At 71.6% G+C, this 14,410-nt stretch carries 17 protein-coding genes and 1 riboswitch; of the genes, 9 read left to right on the forward strand and 8 right to left on the reverse strand.

All coding sequences use genetic code 11. The features are described from left to right. Positions 1 to 45 precede the first annotated feature (45 nt). The 3 genes from LG391_RS26635 to LG391_RS26645 are packed head-to-tail and all read left to right on the forward strand — an operon-like array spanning position 46 to position 2,821. The gene (locus LG391_RS26635) at positions 46 to 1,071 is read left to right on the forward strand and encodes an ABC transporter permease (RefSeq protein WP_225771082.1); all 1,026 of its coding nucleotides are present in this window, start codon (positions 46 to 48) and stop codon (positions 1,069 to 1,071) included. Between the two features lie 5 nt (positions 1,072 to 1,076). Next, the gene (locus LG391_RS26640) at positions 1,077 to 1,985 is read left to right on the forward strand and encodes an ABC transporter permease (RefSeq protein ID WP_225771083.1); all 909 of its coding nucleotides are present in this window, start codon (positions 1,077 to 1,079) and stop codon (positions 1,983 to 1,985) included. 23 nt (positions 1,986 to 2,008) lie between these two features. After that, the gene (locus LG391_RS26645; protein WP_225771084.1) at positions 2,009 to 2,821 is read left to right on the forward strand and encodes a purine-nucleoside phosphorylase; all 813 of its coding nucleotides are present in this window, start codon (positions 2,009 to 2,011) and stop codon (positions 2,819 to 2,821) included. A 111-nt stretch (positions 2,822 to 2,932) separates the two neighbouring features. Here the strand turns inward: LG391_RS26645 and LG391_RS26650 are convergent, their stop codons facing one another. Continuing rightward, on the reverse strand, positions 2,933 to 4,735 hold the full coding sequence (locus LG391_RS26650; RefSeq protein ID WP_225771085.1) for an IlvD/Edd family dehydratase: 1,803 nt from the start codon (positions 4,733 to 4,735) through the stop codon (positions 2,933 to 2,935). A gap of 175 nt (positions 4,736 to 4,910) precedes the next feature. On the opposite strand from LG391_RS26650, the gene LG391_RS26655 reads away from it, so the two are divergent. The 3 genes from LG391_RS26655 to LG391_RS26665 are packed head-to-tail and all read left to right on the forward strand — an operon-like array spanning position 4,911 to position 6,451. After that, complete coding sequence (locus tag LG391_RS26655; RefSeq protein ID WP_225771086.1) at positions 4,911 to 5,132, forward strand: KTSC domain-containing protein; 222 nt, start codon at positions 4,911 to 4,913, stop codon at positions 5,130 to 5,132. A gap of 44 nt (positions 5,133 to 5,176) precedes the next feature. After that, the gene (locus LG391_RS26660; protein ID WP_225771087.1) at positions 5,177 to 5,770 is read left to right on the forward strand and encodes a DUF1287 domain-containing protein; all 594 of its coding nucleotides are present in this window, start codon (positions 5,177 to 5,179) and stop codon (positions 5,768 to 5,770) included. A gap of 33 nt (positions 5,771 to 5,803) precedes the next feature. Beyond that, a complete protein-coding gene (locus LG391_RS26665) occupies positions 5,804 to 6,451 on the forward strand; it encodes an HAD-IA family hydrolase (RefSeq protein WP_225771088.1) in 648 nt (215 codons plus the stop codon). Positions 6,452 to 6,598: 147 nt separating this feature from the next. Here the strand turns inward: LG391_RS26665 and LG391_RS26670 are convergent, their stop codons facing one another. Together LG391_RS26670 and LG391_RS26675 are read right to left on the reverse strand one after the other, a co-directional pair. Further along, on the reverse strand, positions 6,599 to 7,375 hold the full coding sequence (locus LG391_RS26670; RefSeq protein WP_225771089.1) for a CbtA family protein: 777 nt from the start codon (positions 7,373 to 7,375) through the stop codon (positions 6,599 to 6,601). Positions 7,376 to 7,386: 11 nt separating this feature from the next. After that, positions 7,387 to 7,602, reverse strand: coding sequence for a CbtB domain-containing protein (locus tag LG391_RS26675; protein ID WP_225771090.1), 216 nt, complete (start codon positions 7,600 to 7,602; stop codon positions 7,387 to 7,389). Between the two features lie 55 nt (positions 7,603 to 7,657). Further along, a riboswitch (cobalamin riboswitch) is annotated at positions 7,658 to 7,734 on the reverse strand. Positions 7,735 to 7,859: 125 nt separating this feature from the next. Between LG391_RS26675 and LG391_RS26680 the strand changes: the two genes are divergently transcribed. Together LG391_RS26680 and msrA are read left to right on the forward strand one after the other, a co-directional pair. Next, the gene (locus LG391_RS26680) at positions 7,860 to 8,432 is read left to right on the forward strand and encodes a histidine phosphatase family protein (RefSeq protein ID WP_225771091.1); all 573 of its coding nucleotides are present in this window, start codon (positions 7,860 to 7,862) and stop codon (positions 8,430 to 8,432) included. A gap of 83 nt (positions 8,433 to 8,515) precedes the next feature. Beyond that, on the forward strand, positions 8,516 to 9,127 hold the full coding sequence (msrA, locus tag LG391_RS26685; RefSeq protein ID WP_225771092.1) for a peptide-methionine (S)-S-oxide reductase MsrA: 612 nt from the start codon (positions 8,516 to 8,518) through the stop codon (positions 9,125 to 9,127). Between the two features lie 149 nt (positions 9,128 to 9,276). On the opposite strand, the gene nth is transcribed toward msrA, so the two are convergent. Then, positions 9,277 to 9,966 (reverse strand): endonuclease III, encoded by a 690-nt coding sequence (gene nth / locus LG391_RS26690; protein WP_225771093.1) that lies wholly within the window; start codon positions 9,964 to 9,966, stop codon positions 9,277 to 9,279. A 6-nt stretch (positions 9,967 to 9,972) separates the two neighbouring features. After that, the gene (locus LG391_RS26695) at positions 9,973 to 10,326 is read right to left on the reverse strand and encodes a TfoX/Sxy family protein (RefSeq protein ID WP_225771094.1); all 354 of its coding nucleotides are present in this window, start codon (positions 10,324 to 10,326) and stop codon (positions 9,973 to 9,975) included. A 130-nt stretch (positions 10,327 to 10,456) separates the two neighbouring features. Here LG391_RS26695 and LG391_RS26700 point away from each other — a divergent pair, with 130 nt between their 5' ends. Continuing rightward, positions 10,457 to 11,296 carry an inositol monophosphatase family protein gene (locus LG391_RS26700; protein ID WP_225771095.1) on the forward strand — a complete coding sequence of 280 codons (840 nt, stop codon included), beginning with the start codon at positions 10,457 to 10,459 and terminating at the stop codon, positions 11,294 to 11,296. On the opposite strand, the gene LG391_RS26705 is transcribed toward LG391_RS26700, so the two are convergent. The 3 genes from LG391_RS26705 to LG391_RS26715 all read right to left on the reverse strand — a co-directional run bounded on the left by LG391_RS26705 (position 11,293) and on the right by LG391_RS26715 (position 14,405). Further along, positions 11,293 to 12,423, reverse strand: a complete 1,131-nt coding sequence (locus LG391_RS26705) for a mechanosensitive ion channel family protein (protein WP_225771096.1) — start codon at positions 12,421 to 12,423, stop codon at positions 11,293 to 11,295. The genes LG391_RS26700 and LG391_RS26705 overlap by 4 nt on opposite strands. Positions 12,424 to 12,484: 61 nt before the next feature. Continuing rightward, positions 12,485 to 13,330, reverse strand: a complete 846-nt coding sequence (locus tag LG391_RS26710) for a glycerophosphodiester phosphodiesterase family protein (RefSeq protein WP_225771097.1) — start codon at positions 13,328 to 13,330, stop codon at positions 12,485 to 12,487. Continuing rightward, positions 13,323 to 14,405, reverse strand: a complete 1,083-nt coding sequence (locus LG391_RS26715) for an ABC transporter ATP-binding protein (RefSeq protein WP_225771098.1) — start codon at positions 14,403 to 14,405, stop codon at positions 13,323 to 13,325. Before LG391_RS26715 ends, LG391_RS26710 begins: the two co-directional genes overlap by 8 nt. Between the last annotated feature and the right edge of the window lie 5 nt (positions 14,406 to 14,410).

Raw genomic sequence — 14,410 nt, forward strand, 5'->3', positions numbered from 1 at the left:
ATGCGAGAGACGCTCGGGGTCGGCTTTCTTGCATCGGGGCATTCCATGACCGCCGCCGCCTCTGTCCTGCGCGGCGCCGCGACCTCCTCCGTGCTCTGGGCGATCCTCGGTGGCTTGATCATCGGGGCCCTGATCACGCTCGCCGCCGGGCACGACCCGGTCGCGGTCTATGGCGAGATCCTGGCCGGCGCCGTGGCCGGGCCGAACCTGGCGGAGACCATCGCCCGGGCGGTGCCGCTGGTCGGCATGACCCTGGTCGCCGCCATCCCGCTGCGCGGCGGCATGGTCAATCTCGGCGGCGACGGCCAGCTGGTGCTGGGCGGGCTGGTGGCGGCGCTGGTGGCGCTGTACCTGCCGGCGCCCGGCGCGGTCCGGTTGGTCGCCGCGATCCTGGCCGCCATGGTCGTCTCCGGCGCCTATGCCGCGCTGGCCGCCTGGGGCGAGGTGCGGTTCGGCGTGCCGCTCTTGATCTCGACCCTGCTGCTCAGCTACCCGGCCCAGGGCGTCTCCTCATACCTGGCGCGGTTCCCGCTGCGCGACCCGTCGACCGGCATGCCCGAGACCTACCGGGTCGAGGAGGCGGCGAGGCTGCCGGTGCTGGTGCCGGGCACGCCGATCACCTGGGGCCTCGTCCTGCTGCTGCTGGTGATCGCCGCCGTGGTGTTCGTCGACCGGCGCGGCACCGCCGGCTACGAGCTGCGGCTGCGCGGCCTGAACCCGCGCTTCGTCGCCTATGGCGGGGTCGATCTCGGCCGCCAGACCATACGAACGCTGTTCGCCAGCGGTGCCGTCGCCGGGCTGGTCGGCGCCATGCTGGTGCTGGGCGACCAGTTCCGCTTCACCGACGGGGCCCTGCTGTCGCCGGCCTACACCTGGTCCGGGCTGATGGCGGCCCTCCTGGCGATGGGCGAGCCGGTCGGCGCCGTCTGCGCCGGGCTGTTCTTCGCCGCGCTGCAGACCGGCGGCTTCGCCATGGAGCGGGCGACCGAGGTGCCGCGGGTGCTGACCCTGGTGCTGCAGGCGGTGATCATCCTGCTGCTGGCCATGCGCCACGGCTTCAGGAGGCGGTGACGGCGATGGACTGGCTGTCGCTCTTCAACGCCGTTCTCTTTGCCCAAACGATCCAGGCGGTGACGCCGATCCTGCTGGCCGCGCTGGCTGGGGTGCTGTGCGACCGTGCCGGCGTGTTCAACATCGCGCTGGAAGGCCAGATGCTGATCGGCGCCTTCGCCGCCATCGCCGGCACCTGGGCCACCGGCAGCGTCGCCGGCGGCGTGGCGGTGGCGCTGGTCGGCACCATGGCCTTCTCCGCCATCCTGGCCTTCGGCTCGACCTGGTTCCGCGGCGACCCGATCGTCATCGGCATCGGCCTGAACCTGCTGGCGTCGGGCCTGACCGCCTTCCTGCTGCGCATCCTGTTCGGCGTCTCCGGCACCTTCACCGACCCGACGATGCAGGACCTGCCTCGCGTGGTGCTGCCGCGGATCGCCGCGGTGCCCTGGTTCAACCGCGTCTTCGGCAGCCATACGGTGCTGACCTGGGCGGCCTGGATCCTGGTGGCGCTGATCGCCGTATTCCTGTTCCGCACCGTCTGGGGCCTGCGGCTGCGCGGCGTCGGCGAGCGGCCGGACGCGGCGGAGACGCTGGGCGCCGACGTCGCCCGCACCCGCATCGCCGCGGTGCTGGCCGGCGGCGCCCTGTGCGGCCTGGCCGGGGCGCAGCTGTCGCTCGGCAGCGTCACGCTGTTCGCCGAGGACATGAGCGCCGGGCGCGGCTGGATCGCGGTGGTGGCGGTGATGCTGGGTCGCGGCCATCCGGTCGGCGTCGCCCTGGCCTGCCTGCTGTTCGGCTTCGCCGACGCCGCCGGCCTGCGGCTGCAGGGCAGGGGTCTGCCGAACCAGCTCACCGATATGGCACCCTATGTCATCACCCTGGTCGCGCTGGTGATCGCCCGCGGGCGCCGCCGGCGCGGGGCCATGGCCTGAACGTCCGAAGAGGAGACGCCGCAATGGAAGACCCCTATGTCCTGGCGGAAGCCGCCGCCGCGGCGCTGAAGGACCGGCTCGGCCCCGACCATCATGCCGCGATCGTGCTCGGCTCCGGCTGGGGCCCGGCGGTGGACAAGGTCGGCGAGACCGTGGCCGAGGTGCCCTTCACCGAGATCCCGGGCTTCCCGCCGACCCCCGTGCTGGGCCACAGGGGCGTGTTCCGCAGCGTCAAGGCCGGCGACCGACGCATCCTGGTGATGGCGGGGCGAGTGCATCTCTATGAGGGCCACCCGCCGGCCAAGGGGGTGCACGGCGTGCGCAGCATGGTGCTGGCGGGCACGAAGATCGTGGGCCTGACCAATGCCTGCGGCGGGCTGCGGCCGGGCATGAAGCCGGGCGAGCCGGTGCTGATCCGCGACCACATCAACTTCACCGGCGTGTCGCCGCTGTCCGGCCCGAACCCCGACCGGCTGGGGCCGCGCTTCGTCGACCTGACCGGCTGTTACTCGCCCCGGCTGCGCCAGGCGGCGCAGGCGCTGGACCCGTCGCTGACCGAAGGCGTCTATGTCGGCTTCCCCGGCCCGATGTTCGAGACGCCGGCCGAGATCCAGATGGTCGGCCGCTGGGGCGGCGACATGGTCGGCATGTCGACGGTGCTGGAGGCGATCGCCGCCCGCCATCTCGGCGCCGAGGTTCTGGGCCTGTCGCTGGTCACCAACCTCGCCGCCGGCCTGCCGGGCGCCGATCTGGACCACGAGCATATCCTCGAGGTCGCGAAGGGCACGGCCGAACGGATGGGCGGGCTGTTCCACGACCTGGTGCGGACGATCTGATACGCGCGAACCCGTCATTGCGAGCGCAGCGAAGCAATCCAGGGCCGCTCGCATTGGCCCTGGATTGCTTCGTCGGCTTCGCCTCCTCGCAATGACGGTGTCTGGCGGCAGCTAGTGGTTGTTGCGCGGCACGCCCTTGGTCTGGGCGACGCGCTGGTACTTCAGCGCCGGCTTGAGCGCCATGCCCTCGGCCAGCTGGTCGGTCATCCCGCGCTGGATCTCCTGCCACGGGGTCTGGCTGGCCGGGTACTTGTAGCCGCCCTGGGCCTCCAGCGCGGTCCGCCGGCGCGCCAGCTCCTCGTCGGAGACCAGGACGTTGACGCTGCGCTGCCGCAGGTCGACCCGGACCTTGTCGCCGGTCTGCAGCAGGGCCAGGCCGCCGCCGGCCGCGGCTTCGGGGGAGGCGTTCAGGATCGAGGGCGACCCCGAGGTGCCGGACTGCCGGCCGTCGCCGATGCAGGGCAGGGCGTGGACGCCCTTCTGGATCAGCCGCGCCGGCGGCTGCATGTTCACCACCTCGGCGGCGCCGGGATAGCCGATCGGCCCGGTGCCGCGGATCACCAGGATCGAGAACTCGTCGATCTCGAGCGACGGGTCCTCGATCCGGTGGTGGTAGTCCTCCGGCCCGTCGAAGACCACGGCCTTGCCGACGAAGGCCTCCGGGTCCTGCGGGTTCGACAGGTAGCGGTCCCTGAACTCCGGCGAGATCACGCTGGTCTTCATGATCGCGCTGTCGAACAGGTTGCCCTTGAGATTCAGGAAGCCCGACTTCGCCTTCAGCGGCCGGTCGACCGGGCGGATCACCTCGGGGTTCAGGTTCTCGACGTTCCGGCAGTTGTCGCCGATGGCGCGGCCGTTGACCGTGACCGCATCGGGATGCGGCAGCAGGCCCGCCTTCAGCAGCTCCGCCACCACCGCGGGCACGCCGCCCGCCTGGTGGTAGTCCTCGCCGAGATACTCGCCGGCCGGCTGCAGGTTGACCAGCAGCGGGATGTCGTGGCCGACCTTCTCCCAATCGTCATTGTCCAGCGGCACGCCGAGATGCGCGGCGATGGCGTTGAGGTGGATCGGCGCGTTGGTCGACCCGCCGATGGCGGAGTTGATGACGATCGCGTTCTCGAACGCCTTCCGGGTCATGATGTCGGACGGCTTGATGTCCTGCTCGACCATCTCGACGATGCGCAGGCCGGTCTCGTAGGCGATCTGGCCGCGCTCCCGATACGGCGCCGGGATGGCGGCCGAGCCGGGCAGCTGCATGCCCAGCGCCTCGGCCAGCGAGTTCATGGTCGAGGCCGTGCCCATGGTGTTGCAGTAGCCGACCGACGGGGCCGAGGCCGCGACGATGTTCATGAACTCGTTGTAGTCGATCTCGCCGGTGGCCAGCCGTTCGCGCGACCGCCAGACGATGGTGCCGGACCCGACCCGCTCGCCCTTGTGCCAGCCGTTCAGCATCGGCCCGACCGACAGCGCGATGGCCGGGATGTTGACGGTAGCGGCCCCCATCAGCAGCGCCGGGGTGGTCTTGTCGCAGCCGACGGTCAGCACGACGCCGTCCAGCGGATAGCCGTACAGCAGCTCGACCAGCCCCAGATAGGTCAGGTTGCGGTCGAGCGTGGCCGACGGGCGCTTGCCGGTCTCCTGGATCGGGTGGCAGGGGAACTCGAACGGGATGCCGCCGGCGGCGCGGATGCCGGCGCTGACCCGCTTGGCCAGCTCGAGGTGGTGCCGGTTGCAGGGCGACAGGTCCGACCCGGTCTGGGCGATGCCGATCATCGGCTTGCCGGACTGGAGCTCCTCCCGCGTGATCCCGAAATTCAGGTAACGCTCGATATACAGGGCAGTCATTCCCGGATCGTCCGGGTTGTCGAACCACTGCTGGGACCGCAACGGTCTCGAACGGTCTTGGCCGGCCATCGTCTGTCTTTCCTCCAAGCGCCGCGCTTTGCGTCGGCGCCCCACTTCAAAGGCAAATTGTACGACGATATTAGGGCAGCAAAGGGCCATCGGCATAGAGGCGGATTTGCGGGACGATCACGCGGCAGGAACCCGCCGGGACCGCGGGCCGTTCGAGAGGGGAGGAGGCCGTGCCATGCCGCGCATCAGGCGGGCTCCGCTCGAGTCCAGCGCCGTCCACTCCGTCGGTTATGATCCGCGGACCAAGGCGCTCGACGTCGAATATGCCGGCGGTGCCGTCTATCGCTACTATCCCGTTCCGGACCGCGTCTACCGGCAGTTGCTGCAGGCGGAGTCGAAGGGCCGGTTCGTGAATTCCCGGATCCGCGACGCGTATCCGTTCCGCCGCATCGGTTGACCGGCCGCCGCAATCCGGCCACCGAGTCCTGCTTCGATCGCGGGATGCTTCGACGCCGCCTCTTCCTCTCATTCGGTCTTCTGCCGGTTCTCGGCCGCATCGCCCGGGCCGAAGCGCCGGACCGGCCGGCACGGCTGGTGGCGGCGGCCGAGGCCCAGATCGGCGTCACCGTGTCCTATGACCCCGCCTATGTCCGTCTGGCCTATCCCGGCGGCGACGTGCCCCGCGACCGCGGCGTCTGCACCGATGTGGTGATCCGCGCCTATCGTGACGCCTTAGGCATCGACCTGCAGCGCCTGGTGCATGAGGACATGCGGGCGAATTTCTCGCGCTATCCCCGTGCCTGGGGGCTGTCGCGCCCGGATCGCAACATCGACCATCGCCGGGTGCCGAACCTGCAGACCTTCTTCCGCCGCCACGGGCGGGCGCTGCCCATAGAATCGCCGAGGAACTTCGCCGAGGGCGACCTGGTCACCCAGAGGCTCCCGGGCAATCTGCCGCACATCGCCGTTGTCACGGGCCGGACCGGCGCCGGCGGGGCGCCGCTGATGGTCCACAACATCGGCGGCGGGACGCGGCGGGAGGATCGGCTGCTCGACTTTCCGGTCACCGGCCGCTACCGCTTCATGGTCGGCTAGGCCGGCGCGGATTCACAGGCAGGCAGACCCGGCATGAAGGCCGCCATCTTCGATCTCGACGGCACCCTGGTGGACAGCGCGCCGGACATCACCCACGCGGTCAACCGCATGCTGGCCGACCGCGGCGCGCCGGCGCAGCAGGTTGCCTTCATCGAGACCCTGGTGGGGGAGGGGGCGCGAATGCTCGTGGTCAAGCTGCATCGCGCCCTGGGCCTGCCGGAAGAGGATGTCGACCGCGACACCCGGATCTATCTCGACCATTACGCCGCCCGGCCGGTGGCGGATTCGCGGCTCTATGCCGATGCGGCGACGGCGCTGCCGGCGCTGCGGGCCGCGGGCATCCGGCTCGGCGTCTGCACCAACAAGCCGCAGGCGCTGGCCGAGCAGGTGCTGGACCGGCTCGGCCTGCTGGGCGACCTGTCCGTGGTGGTGGGCGCCGACACCACGCCGCATGTGAAGCCGGACCCGCGGCCGCTGCTGCACACGCTCGGCGCGCTGGGCGTGACGCCGGGCGAAGCGGTCTATGTCGGCGACACCGGCATCGACCTCGCCTGCGCCCGGGCGGCCGGGGTGCCCTGCCGGATCGTCGGCTGGGGCACCGGCCCGGCCGTGCCGGTCGAGGACTCGGCACGGCTGGGACGCTTCGCGGATCTCCTGCCGGCCGCTGTCCATGCGGGTTAGGGCAGCCACTATTCCCCTATTTGTCATTGCCGGGCTTGACCCGGCAATCCAGGGCCACTCAGAGCGGCATCGATAGTCCTGGATGCCCGGGTCAAGCCCGGGCATGACAATGTTATTTGCCTCGATTATTGGAGCGGGCCAGAAGAATCAGCGGGAGAAGGCGAGACGCCCGCCGGCGCGGCGGGCGAGGGCGCGTTCGGCCAGAACGCCGAACCCCAGGCCGATCGTGGTCCACAGCACCGCGTGCATGCCCAGCGAGGCGATCCGGAAATCCCACAGCAGGTCGGCCGGGAAGCCCTCCGGCACGTCGTTCACCACCGGCAGGGCGATCTGCACGACGGCGATGATGGCGATGTAGACGGCGCCGCCGATCAGGCCGGCGCTCCAGCCGCCATGGCGCCGGGCCAGGCCGAGCGCGAGCCTGACCGCCAGCACCAGCGCCGCGACCGAGATCGCCAGCATGAGGAAGAACAGCGCCGTGCGTTCGCCGATCGTGTCCGGATTGCCGACCGCGGGCGGGTTGGCCGGGTATTTCAGGCCCGGCACCACCACCAGCGCGAGGAAGGCGCCGAGCGCCAGCAGCGCCGCGGTGGCGCGGGCGTCGAGGCGGCCGACCCGGCCATAGGTGAAGGCGAAGGCCAGCGCGAACAGCCCGCCGATGGCGGCGCCGTAGACGACAGCGCCGATCAGCAGGCCGAGCCCGGCCTGGGTCTCGCGGCTGACCAGATCCGGCTCCTCCGCCTCGCCGCCGGCCGGGGCCGCGGCGTGGTCATGGTCGCCATGGTCATGCGAATGGCCCAGCGTCCCTTCCAGGGCGATGGCCCGGTCCACCTGCGGCTCGCCGAAGATCCGGGCGAAGCCGAAGGCGAGCAGCCCCGCCAGCACGCCGACCAGCATGCCGCGCAGCAACAGGCTTCCAACCATGGCGGTTGGCCTCAGTGGCAGGGGAAGCCGAGCAGATGGCGGCCGTCATGCACGAATTCGTGCACAGCGCTGCCGGAGAACAGGGAGGGCGCGCCCTGCTCGGCGCCGACGAAGTAGACCGCGAGCAGCAGGATCAGCCCGGCGAACACCGCCCAGGGCAGCACCTCGCCGACCGGGATCGGCCCGACGGGAATGGAAATCGGACGTGCGGCGGTGATGTCGGACATGATAGCGCTCCCCTGGGATTCGCGTCCCGTTGTTGTGCAGCCGGGCCATGGCGGGGTCTGACTTCCGGAACCGCGTCGACGACGCCGTCCCGGTCACAGTGGCGCGACCGTGCCGGAGTTGCACCGGCTTCCGCATCCATGGCGAACAGGCTGCAGCATGGGTCGGGGCCCGACTTCTGTCAATCGAAGCCGCTGCCGGCGGGCGGCGCATCGTGCTTTCCTGCTGTCGTGAGCTCCGCAGCCGAACGGTTCCGCCGATGCCGACCCGCCTGACCCTGATCTGCCACGGCGCCACCGCCGCCACCCGGTCGGGCGCCTTTCCCGCCGACGAGCCGCTGGAGGAGGGCACCCTGGCGCAGGCGGCCCGGCTGAAGCCGATGATCCGGCGGGCCGACCGGGCATGGGCCAGCCCGGCGCTGCGGGCGCGGCAGACGGCGGCGGCGCTCGGGCTCGATGCGGCGGAGGCGCCGGCCTTGCGCGACGTCGATGCCGGGCGCTGGGCCGGGCGCCGCCTGCAGGAGGTCCAGGCCGAGGAGCCGGAGGCCGTGATCGCGTGGCTGGCCGATCCGGACGCCGCCCCGCATGGCGGCGAGACGCTGTCGGATCTGCTGCGCCGGGCCGCGGCCTGGGTCGACGCCCGGGCCGGCGACGGCGGCCATGGCATCGCCGTCACCCATGCCGCGGTGATCCGGGCGGCGATCCTGCACGGGCTGGGCGCGCCGGCCTCCTCCTTCTGGCGCATCGACGTCGTGCCGCTGGGCATCGTGGAGCTGAGCCACGACGGCCGGCGCTGGGCCTGGCGCGCGTCAGGCCCGCTCCTTGCCGGCTGAAGGGGCTTGTCCCGCCGGGCGGGCGATCTCACCTTGGAGGGCACATCGCGCTTGCGGCCGCGCCCGGCCGCCGGAGACATCCCATGGCCCTGAAGATCGATCCCTGGTCCTTTCCCGCCCCCGAGCTGGACGCCGAAGAGCAGGGCCGTCGCTCGATCGTGCTGGGCGGCGGCTGCTTCTGGTGCACCGAGGCGGTGTACAGCCAGCTCGACGGCGTGCTGTCGGTGCGCCCCGGCTATGCCGGCGGTACCCGCGAGACGGCGGACTACCGCACCGTCTGCAGCGGCGCCACCGACCATGCCGAGGTGATCGAGGTGGTCTACGACGCCGGCAAGATCAGCCTGGGCCAGATCCTCAAGCTGTTCTTCTCGATCGCCCACGACCCGACGCAGAAGGACCGCCAGGGCAACGATGTCGGCCGGCAGTACCGCTCGGCGATCTTTTATGCCGATGACGAGCAGAAGCGGGTGGCCGAGGCCTATATCGCCCAGATCGAGCGGGACCGGCTGTTCGATGCGCCGGTGGTGACCGAGGTGGTGCCGCTCGAGGCCTTCTACGAGGCCGAGGAATATCACCACGACTACGCTGCCCGGAACCCGAACCAGCCCTATATCCGCGCGGTCTCGACCCCGAAGGTCGAGAAGCTGAAGGCGGTGCATGGCGACCTGCTGAAGGCGTCGGCCAAGGCGGGGTGAGGGCCCGGATCGCCGAAATCGTCATTGCGAGCGCAGCGAAGCAATCCAGGGGCCAGTGCGAACCGGCCCCTGGATTGCTTCGTCGGCTTCGCCTCCTCGCAATGACGGCTCTGTTCCTTGGAAGAGCCCAATTCGCGGGCTTGGCAGCCTCACATCCCGCAACGGGGGCACAGGTCGCGCAGCGGGCAGGCGCCGCAGGCCGGGGCGTGGGCGGTGCAGATGGTCTGGCCCAGCAGCTTCATCAGCCGATGCAGCTCGGCCAGATCCTCGGCGTCCCACGCATCCGGCAGCTGGCGCATGAACAGCTCGAATCCGGCATCGTAGTCGGCAGCGGGCGGCAGCAGCCCCAGCCGGCCGCCGAGCCGCAGCAGATGCGTGTCGACGACCAGGGCACGCTTGCGCAGCGTGCTGAAGTTCAGAACCGCAGCGGCGATCTTCGACCCGACGCCGGGCAGGCGGCGCAGCCACTGCATCGCCGCCTCCTCGTCCAGATCCGCCAGATGGTCGAGCGAGAGGCGGCCGGTGCAGGCGACGATCATGCGCAGCGCCTGGGGCAGCTGCTCGGCCTTCGCATCCGCCAGGTTCACCGGCCAGATGATCCGCAGCACGGCGTGTGGCGACTCCTCGCGCAGCCAATCCCAGGACGGGTACTGCCGGCGCAGCTCCCGGAACACGCGCCGCGACACCTCGTCCCGGGTCTTGGAGCCGAGCATGCTGCGGACCAGCTGGCTGACCGGATCTCGGCGCCGGCTGTCGCGCCGCGGCCCGAGCCGCGCCAGCAGCCGGTCCCGGACCCGGGGCAGAAGCGGAGAGTCTTCGAGGGCGAGGGAGAGCTGCATCGCGGGTCACCGGGCGCGCGATCCCGCGGCTGCGACCCGATGCGCGGCCGCCAGTCCGGCCCGCGCCCAGTCGATCAGCTCGTCGGGTTCGTTGAAGAGGCGGTCCGGCACGCGCCAGAAGGAGAGGTCGATGGTGCGGCCCTGCTTCTCGTAGCTGAGCGGCGGGAAAGCCTCCGCTTCCTTGAAGGCCGCGCGGTTGAGGTCGTCGACTCGGAGGTAGAGAGCATCCTCCGCGATCACGCCGAACATCACGCCCTCGCAGAACAGGCCGGTCGCGCCGAACATGCGCCGGGGCGCGATCGGGCCGAGCGGCGCGAGCTGGTCGCGCAGGAAGTCGATGAAGCTGTCGCGAGCCGCCATGCTCGATCCTCGAGGAAAGGCGATGAGTCATGATAGGAACGAATATGGAACACGGCAAGCGGGAAGCGGTGCCTTGGCCACCTTCGGGGCGCATGGGATAAGGAGGTCCCGCTCCGCACCGAGACCGACCATGCTTCGACCGTTCGCGCCGCCCGCCGACATCGCCGCCCTGGCGCCGACCGACCGCAGCCGGCGCATGCTGGAGGCGGCGCTGGCCGGGGCGGAGGCGATCCGGGCCCTCAGCGCCCATGCCGGGCGCTGGGAGGGGACGGCGCTGGAGCGCAAGGGCGCGCGGGACTTCGTCACCGCCGCCGACCGGCAGTCCGAGGCGGCGGTGGCCGCGGTGCTGTCCGCCGCCTTTCCCGACCACGCCATCACCGGCGAGGAGGGCACGGCGATCCGCGGAGACGGTGCGGGCACCTTCCTGGTCGACCCGATCGACGGCACCACCAACTTCGCCTGGGGCATGCCGTTCTTCGGCATCGCCATCGCCCTGGTCGAAGGCGGCGAGACGGTGGCGGGCGTGGTGCTGGACCCCAGCCTGGGCGAGGCCTTCGTCGCCGAGCGCGGCCTCGGCGCCTTCCTGAACGGCCGACGGCTGCGGATCGACCGCGCGGTCGTGCCGGAGGAGGCTCTGGTCGGCGCCAGCCTGCCGATCCCCGGCCAGCTCCGCAGCATCGGGGTCGAGACCTATCACCGGGCGCTGCGCGGGGTGATCGACCGCGCCGCCGGGGTGCGTCGGCTCGGCTCCGCCGCGCTCAGCCTGTGCTATGTCGCGGCCGGCCGGCACGACGCCTTCTTCGAGGACGGCCTGTCGCCGCTCGACCACGCCGCCGCGGTGCTGGTGCTGCGCGAGGCGGGCGGCATCGCCACCGGCTTCGACGGCGGCCCGATCCCGGCGACCGGCGCGGTGCTCGGGGCCAATCCCGGCCTGCACCCCTGGCTGGTCGGGCTGCTGAGCGGCAGCTAGCCGCGGCCGGCGGCCCGGCGGCGGACGATCTCCTCGGCCTCGACATCTGGTGGCTGCAGCTCACCGCGCCAGCGGGGCAGGGCGTGCGGATGCGCCGCCTGCAGCCAGGCGATCATCTTCTCGCGCACCTCGCAGCGCAGGTCGAAGGCGCGGCCGGAGTTGCGGGCGCTGACCAGCATGCGGATCTCCATCACCTGCTCGCGGAAATCGGTGACCTGCAGCACCGCGACCTGGCCGTCCCACAGCGGCGAGGCCTTGGCGATATCGTCCAGCCTGCGCCGCATCTCCTCCACCGGCGCGGTGTGGTCGAGATAGAGGAAGACGCTGCCGATCAGGGCCGAGCCCTCGCGCGTCCAGTTCTGGAACGGCTGCTCGATGAAATAGCTGAGCGGCAGCACCAGCCGGCGCCAGTCCCACAGCCGGACCACGACATAGGTCGAGGTGATCTCCTCGATGTTGCCCCACTCGTTCTCGACCAGGACGGCGTCGTCGATCCGGATCGGCTGGGTCACCGCCAGCTGGATGCCGGCGATCATGTTCTTCAGCATCGGCTGCAGCGCCAGGCCGATGACCAGGCCGGCGGCGCCGGCCGAGGCCAGCAGGCTGATGCCGTATTGCCGCACCTCCTCGAAGGTCATCAGCGCGGCGGAGAGGGTGACCGTCACGATCAACGCCGCCACCACCCGGCGCAGGATCCGGGTCTGGGTGACATGCTTGCGCGCCAGCAGGTTGTCCTCGGCGTCCAGCGTGAAGCGGCGCAGATAGACCGTCATCCAGATGTGCAGCGCGGTCAGCGCCACCCAGCCAAGCAGGGCGATGAAGGCCAGCAGCAGGAGGTGGCGCACGATGCCGATCTGGGCGTCGGACAACGGCGCGACGGTGCCGGCGGCGGAGATCGCGACGATCATCGCGGCCAGCCGGGTCGGCCCGTGGGTGCGCGACACCAGCGAGCGCCAGAACAGGTCCTTGCCGGCCACGATGCGGGTCGCGGTCCGGAACAGGATCTTGTGGACGGCCCTGGCGACCACCACGGCCAGGGCCAGCAGGCCGGCGCTGATCGCCCAGGGCGGCATCCAGGGCAGCTGGGCCTGGAACCAGTCCAGCCAGCGGTCGATGGTGTCGATCATTCGGTGGTTCCCGCGGGTGTCCCTCTGCTTGGCAATGCGGAGGGACGCGATGGGTTCCGCCCTAGGGGCGTGGTGTCGCGCCGAACATCGCCTCCAGCGCGCCCGGCGCGTCGGTGGTGATCTGGTCGGCGCGCAGCGCCACCAGCCGGGCCAGCGCGGCCGCCGCGCCCGGATGGTCGGGGTTCAAGGTCCAGGCGTCGACCGTCCGGCCGGCGGCATGGCAGGCGGCGATCAGGTCCACCCCCAGCGCATCGGCGCGCAGCACGATCGGGTAGGAGAGATAGATCATCGCCGCCTCGGGGGCACGGTCCAGCGCCGCGGCGATGAAACGCTCGGCATCCGCGGCCGTCCGCAGCGTGCCGAGCGTGTCGTCGTCGCAGGGATCGAAGCCCAGGCGCAGCCCCGGCAAGGTCGCGCCGAGGCGGCGCACCGCCGTCCAGTCGCCGCCGCTCAGGATGAAGCGGCCGGCCACCGGCGCCAGGGCGTTCCGGAAGGCATCGACGCTCCGGCCGTCCAGGGCGCCGTCCGCCTCCTTGAGGTCGAGCTGGACCAGGGCCGCCGGATCGGCCCCGGCCGCGGCCAGCTCGGTCAGGTCCTCGAGCTGCAGCAGCCGGTCCCCGGTCGGCGTACCGTCCTTGCCGCGCATTCGCAGGCCGCGCAGGTCGGCGAAGGTGGCGGCCGCGACCGGGCCGTGTCCCGTGGTCTCGCGGTCCAGCGTCTCGTCGTGCAGGCAGGCGAAGCCGCCATCGGCGCGGCGGCGCAGATCCACCTCCATCGAGGCGCCCAGCGCCATGCCCTCGCGCAGCCGGGCGGGGGTGAAGGGGATGTCCTCGGGCCGGCGCTGCAGCCGGTGCCATTTCAGCCGGATGCGGTGGCCGTCGGAAAGGATCTCGATGCCGTCAGGCATGGGTCTGCTCCGGTTGCCGGGCGGGTTCGGCCAGGGTCAGGTGACGTGCCGGCTCGCCCGGGCGAAACAGCGCGCAGCGGGTGGGGCGCAGCGTCACCGCGGCGCCTTCGGCGAGGCCGTCGGCCCGGCCGAGCTGCAGCTTGAGCACGGTGCCGTTCCCGATGTCCACATCGCCCATCCGGACGGCGCCGAGATCGACCAGCCGGGCGACCCGGCCGAAGACGGTGCCCGGCGTGCCGGCGGGGACCGGGACCAGGTCCTCCGGCCGCAGCGCCAGGGTGGCGGGGCCGTCCGGCAGGTCGCAGGACGCCGCCAAGCCGTGCCAGCGCAGACGCCCGGCCTCGACCCGCGCCTCGGCCAGGGTCATGGTGCCGATGAAGCCGGCGACGAACTCGGTCTCCGGCCGGGCATAGATCTCGCCGGGCCGGCCGACCTGCTCGATCCGCCCGTCCTTCATCACCACGATGCGGTCGGCCAGGGTCATCGCCTCCTCCTGGTCGTGGGTGACGAAGACGGTGGTCAGGCCCAGGCGGCGCTGGATCGCCCGCACCTCCTCGCGCAGCCGCACCCGGAGGTGGGCGTCGAGGGCGGAGAAGGGCTCGTCCATCAGCAGGATCTTCGGCTCCAGCACGACGCAGCGGGCGATGGCGACGCGCTGCTGCTGGCCGCCCGACAGCTGGCCGGGATAGCGGCCGCCGTAGCCGGACAGGCCGACGAGGTCCAGCACGCCGTCGACCCGGCGGTCGACCTCGCCGCGCGACAGAGGCCTGAGCCGCAGGCCGAAGGCGATGTTGCGGGCCACGGTCATGTGCGGCCACAGCGCGTGGCTCTGGAACACCATGCCGGTCGGGCGGCGGTTCGGCGGCAGCGCGCCGATATCGGCGCCGTCGATCGCGACCCGGCCGCCGCTCGGCGTCTCGAAGCCGCCGATCATGCGCAGCACGGTCGACTTGCCGCAGCCGGAGGGGCCGAGCAGGCAGACCAGCTCGCCGTCGCCGATCGCCAGCGACACCCGGTCGACCGCGGCGGTCTCGCCGAAGCGCTTGGTCAGGCGGTCGAGCTCGAGCGTGGCCATGTGGT

This window comes from Inquilinus sp. Marseille-Q2685, assembly GCF_916619195.1.
Classification (GTDB): Bacteria; Pseudomonadota; Alphaproteobacteria; order DSM-16000; family Inquilinaceae; genus Inquilinus.

Bases quoted from the DNA above. Each gene is read 5' to 3' on its own strand.
- LG391_RS26635 (WP_225771082.1), top strand. From the start codon at position 46: ATGACCGCCGCCGCCTCTGTCCTGCGCGGCGCCGCGACCTCCTCCGTG.
- LG391_RS26640 (WP_225771083.1), top strand. From the start codon at position 1,077: ATGGACTGGCTGTCGCTCTTCAACGCCGTTCTCTTTGCCCAAACGATC.
- LG391_RS26645 (WP_225771084.1), top strand. From the start codon at position 2,009: ATGGAAGACCCCTATGTCCTGGCGGAAGCCGCCGCCGCGGCGCTGAAG.
- LG391_RS26650 (WP_225771085.1), bottom strand. From the start codon at position 4,735: ATGGCCGGCCAAGACCGTTCGAGACCGTTGCGGTCCCAGCAGTGGTTC.
- LG391_RS26655 (WP_225771086.1), top strand. From the start codon at position 4,911: ATGCCGCGCATCAGGCGGGCTCCGCTCGAGTCCAGCGCCGTCCACTCC.
- LG391_RS26660 (WP_225771087.1), top strand. From the start codon at position 5,177: ATGCTTCGACGCCGCCTCTTCCTCTCATTCGGTCTTCTGCCGGTTCTC.
- LG391_RS26665 (WP_225771088.1), top strand. From the start codon at position 5,804: ATGAAGGCCGCCATCTTCGATCTCGACGGCACCCTGGTGGACAGCGCG.
- LG391_RS26670 (WP_225771089.1), bottom strand. From the start codon at position 7,375: ATGGTTGGAAGCCTGTTGCTGCGCGGCATGCTGGTCGGCGTGCTGGCG.
- LG391_RS26675 (WP_225771090.1), bottom strand. From the start codon at position 7,602: ATGTCCGACATCACCGCCGCACGTCCGATTTCCATTCCCGTCGGGCCG.
- LG391_RS26680 (WP_225771091.1), top strand. From the start codon at position 7,860: ATGCCGACCCGCCTGACCCTGATCTGCCACGGCGCCACCGCCGCCACC.
- msrA (WP_225771092.1), top strand. From the start codon at position 8,516: ATGGCCCTGAAGATCGATCCCTGGTCCTTTCCCGCCCCCGAGCTGGAC.
- nth (WP_225771093.1), bottom strand. From the start codon at position 9,966: ATGCAGCTCTCCCTCGCCCTCGAAGACTCTCCGCTTCTGCCCCGGGTC.
- LG391_RS26695 (WP_225771094.1), bottom strand. From the start codon at position 10,326: ATGGCGGCTCGCGACAGCTTCATCGACTTCCTGCGCGACCAGCTCGCG.
- LG391_RS26700 (WP_225771095.1), top strand. From the start codon at position 10,457: ATGCTTCGACCGTTCGCGCCGCCCGCCGACATCGCCGCCCTGGCGCCG.
- LG391_RS26705 (WP_225771096.1), bottom strand. From the start codon at position 12,423: ATGATCGACACCATCGACCGCTGGCTGGACTGGTTCCAGGCCCAGCTG.
- LG391_RS26710 (WP_225771097.1), bottom strand. From the start codon at position 13,330: ATGCCTGACGGCATCGAGATCCTTTCCGACGGCCACCGCATCCGGCTG.
- LG391_RS26715 (WP_225771098.1), bottom strand. From the start codon at position 14,405: ATGGCCACGCTCGAGCTCGACCGCCTGACCAAGCGCTTCGGCGAGACC.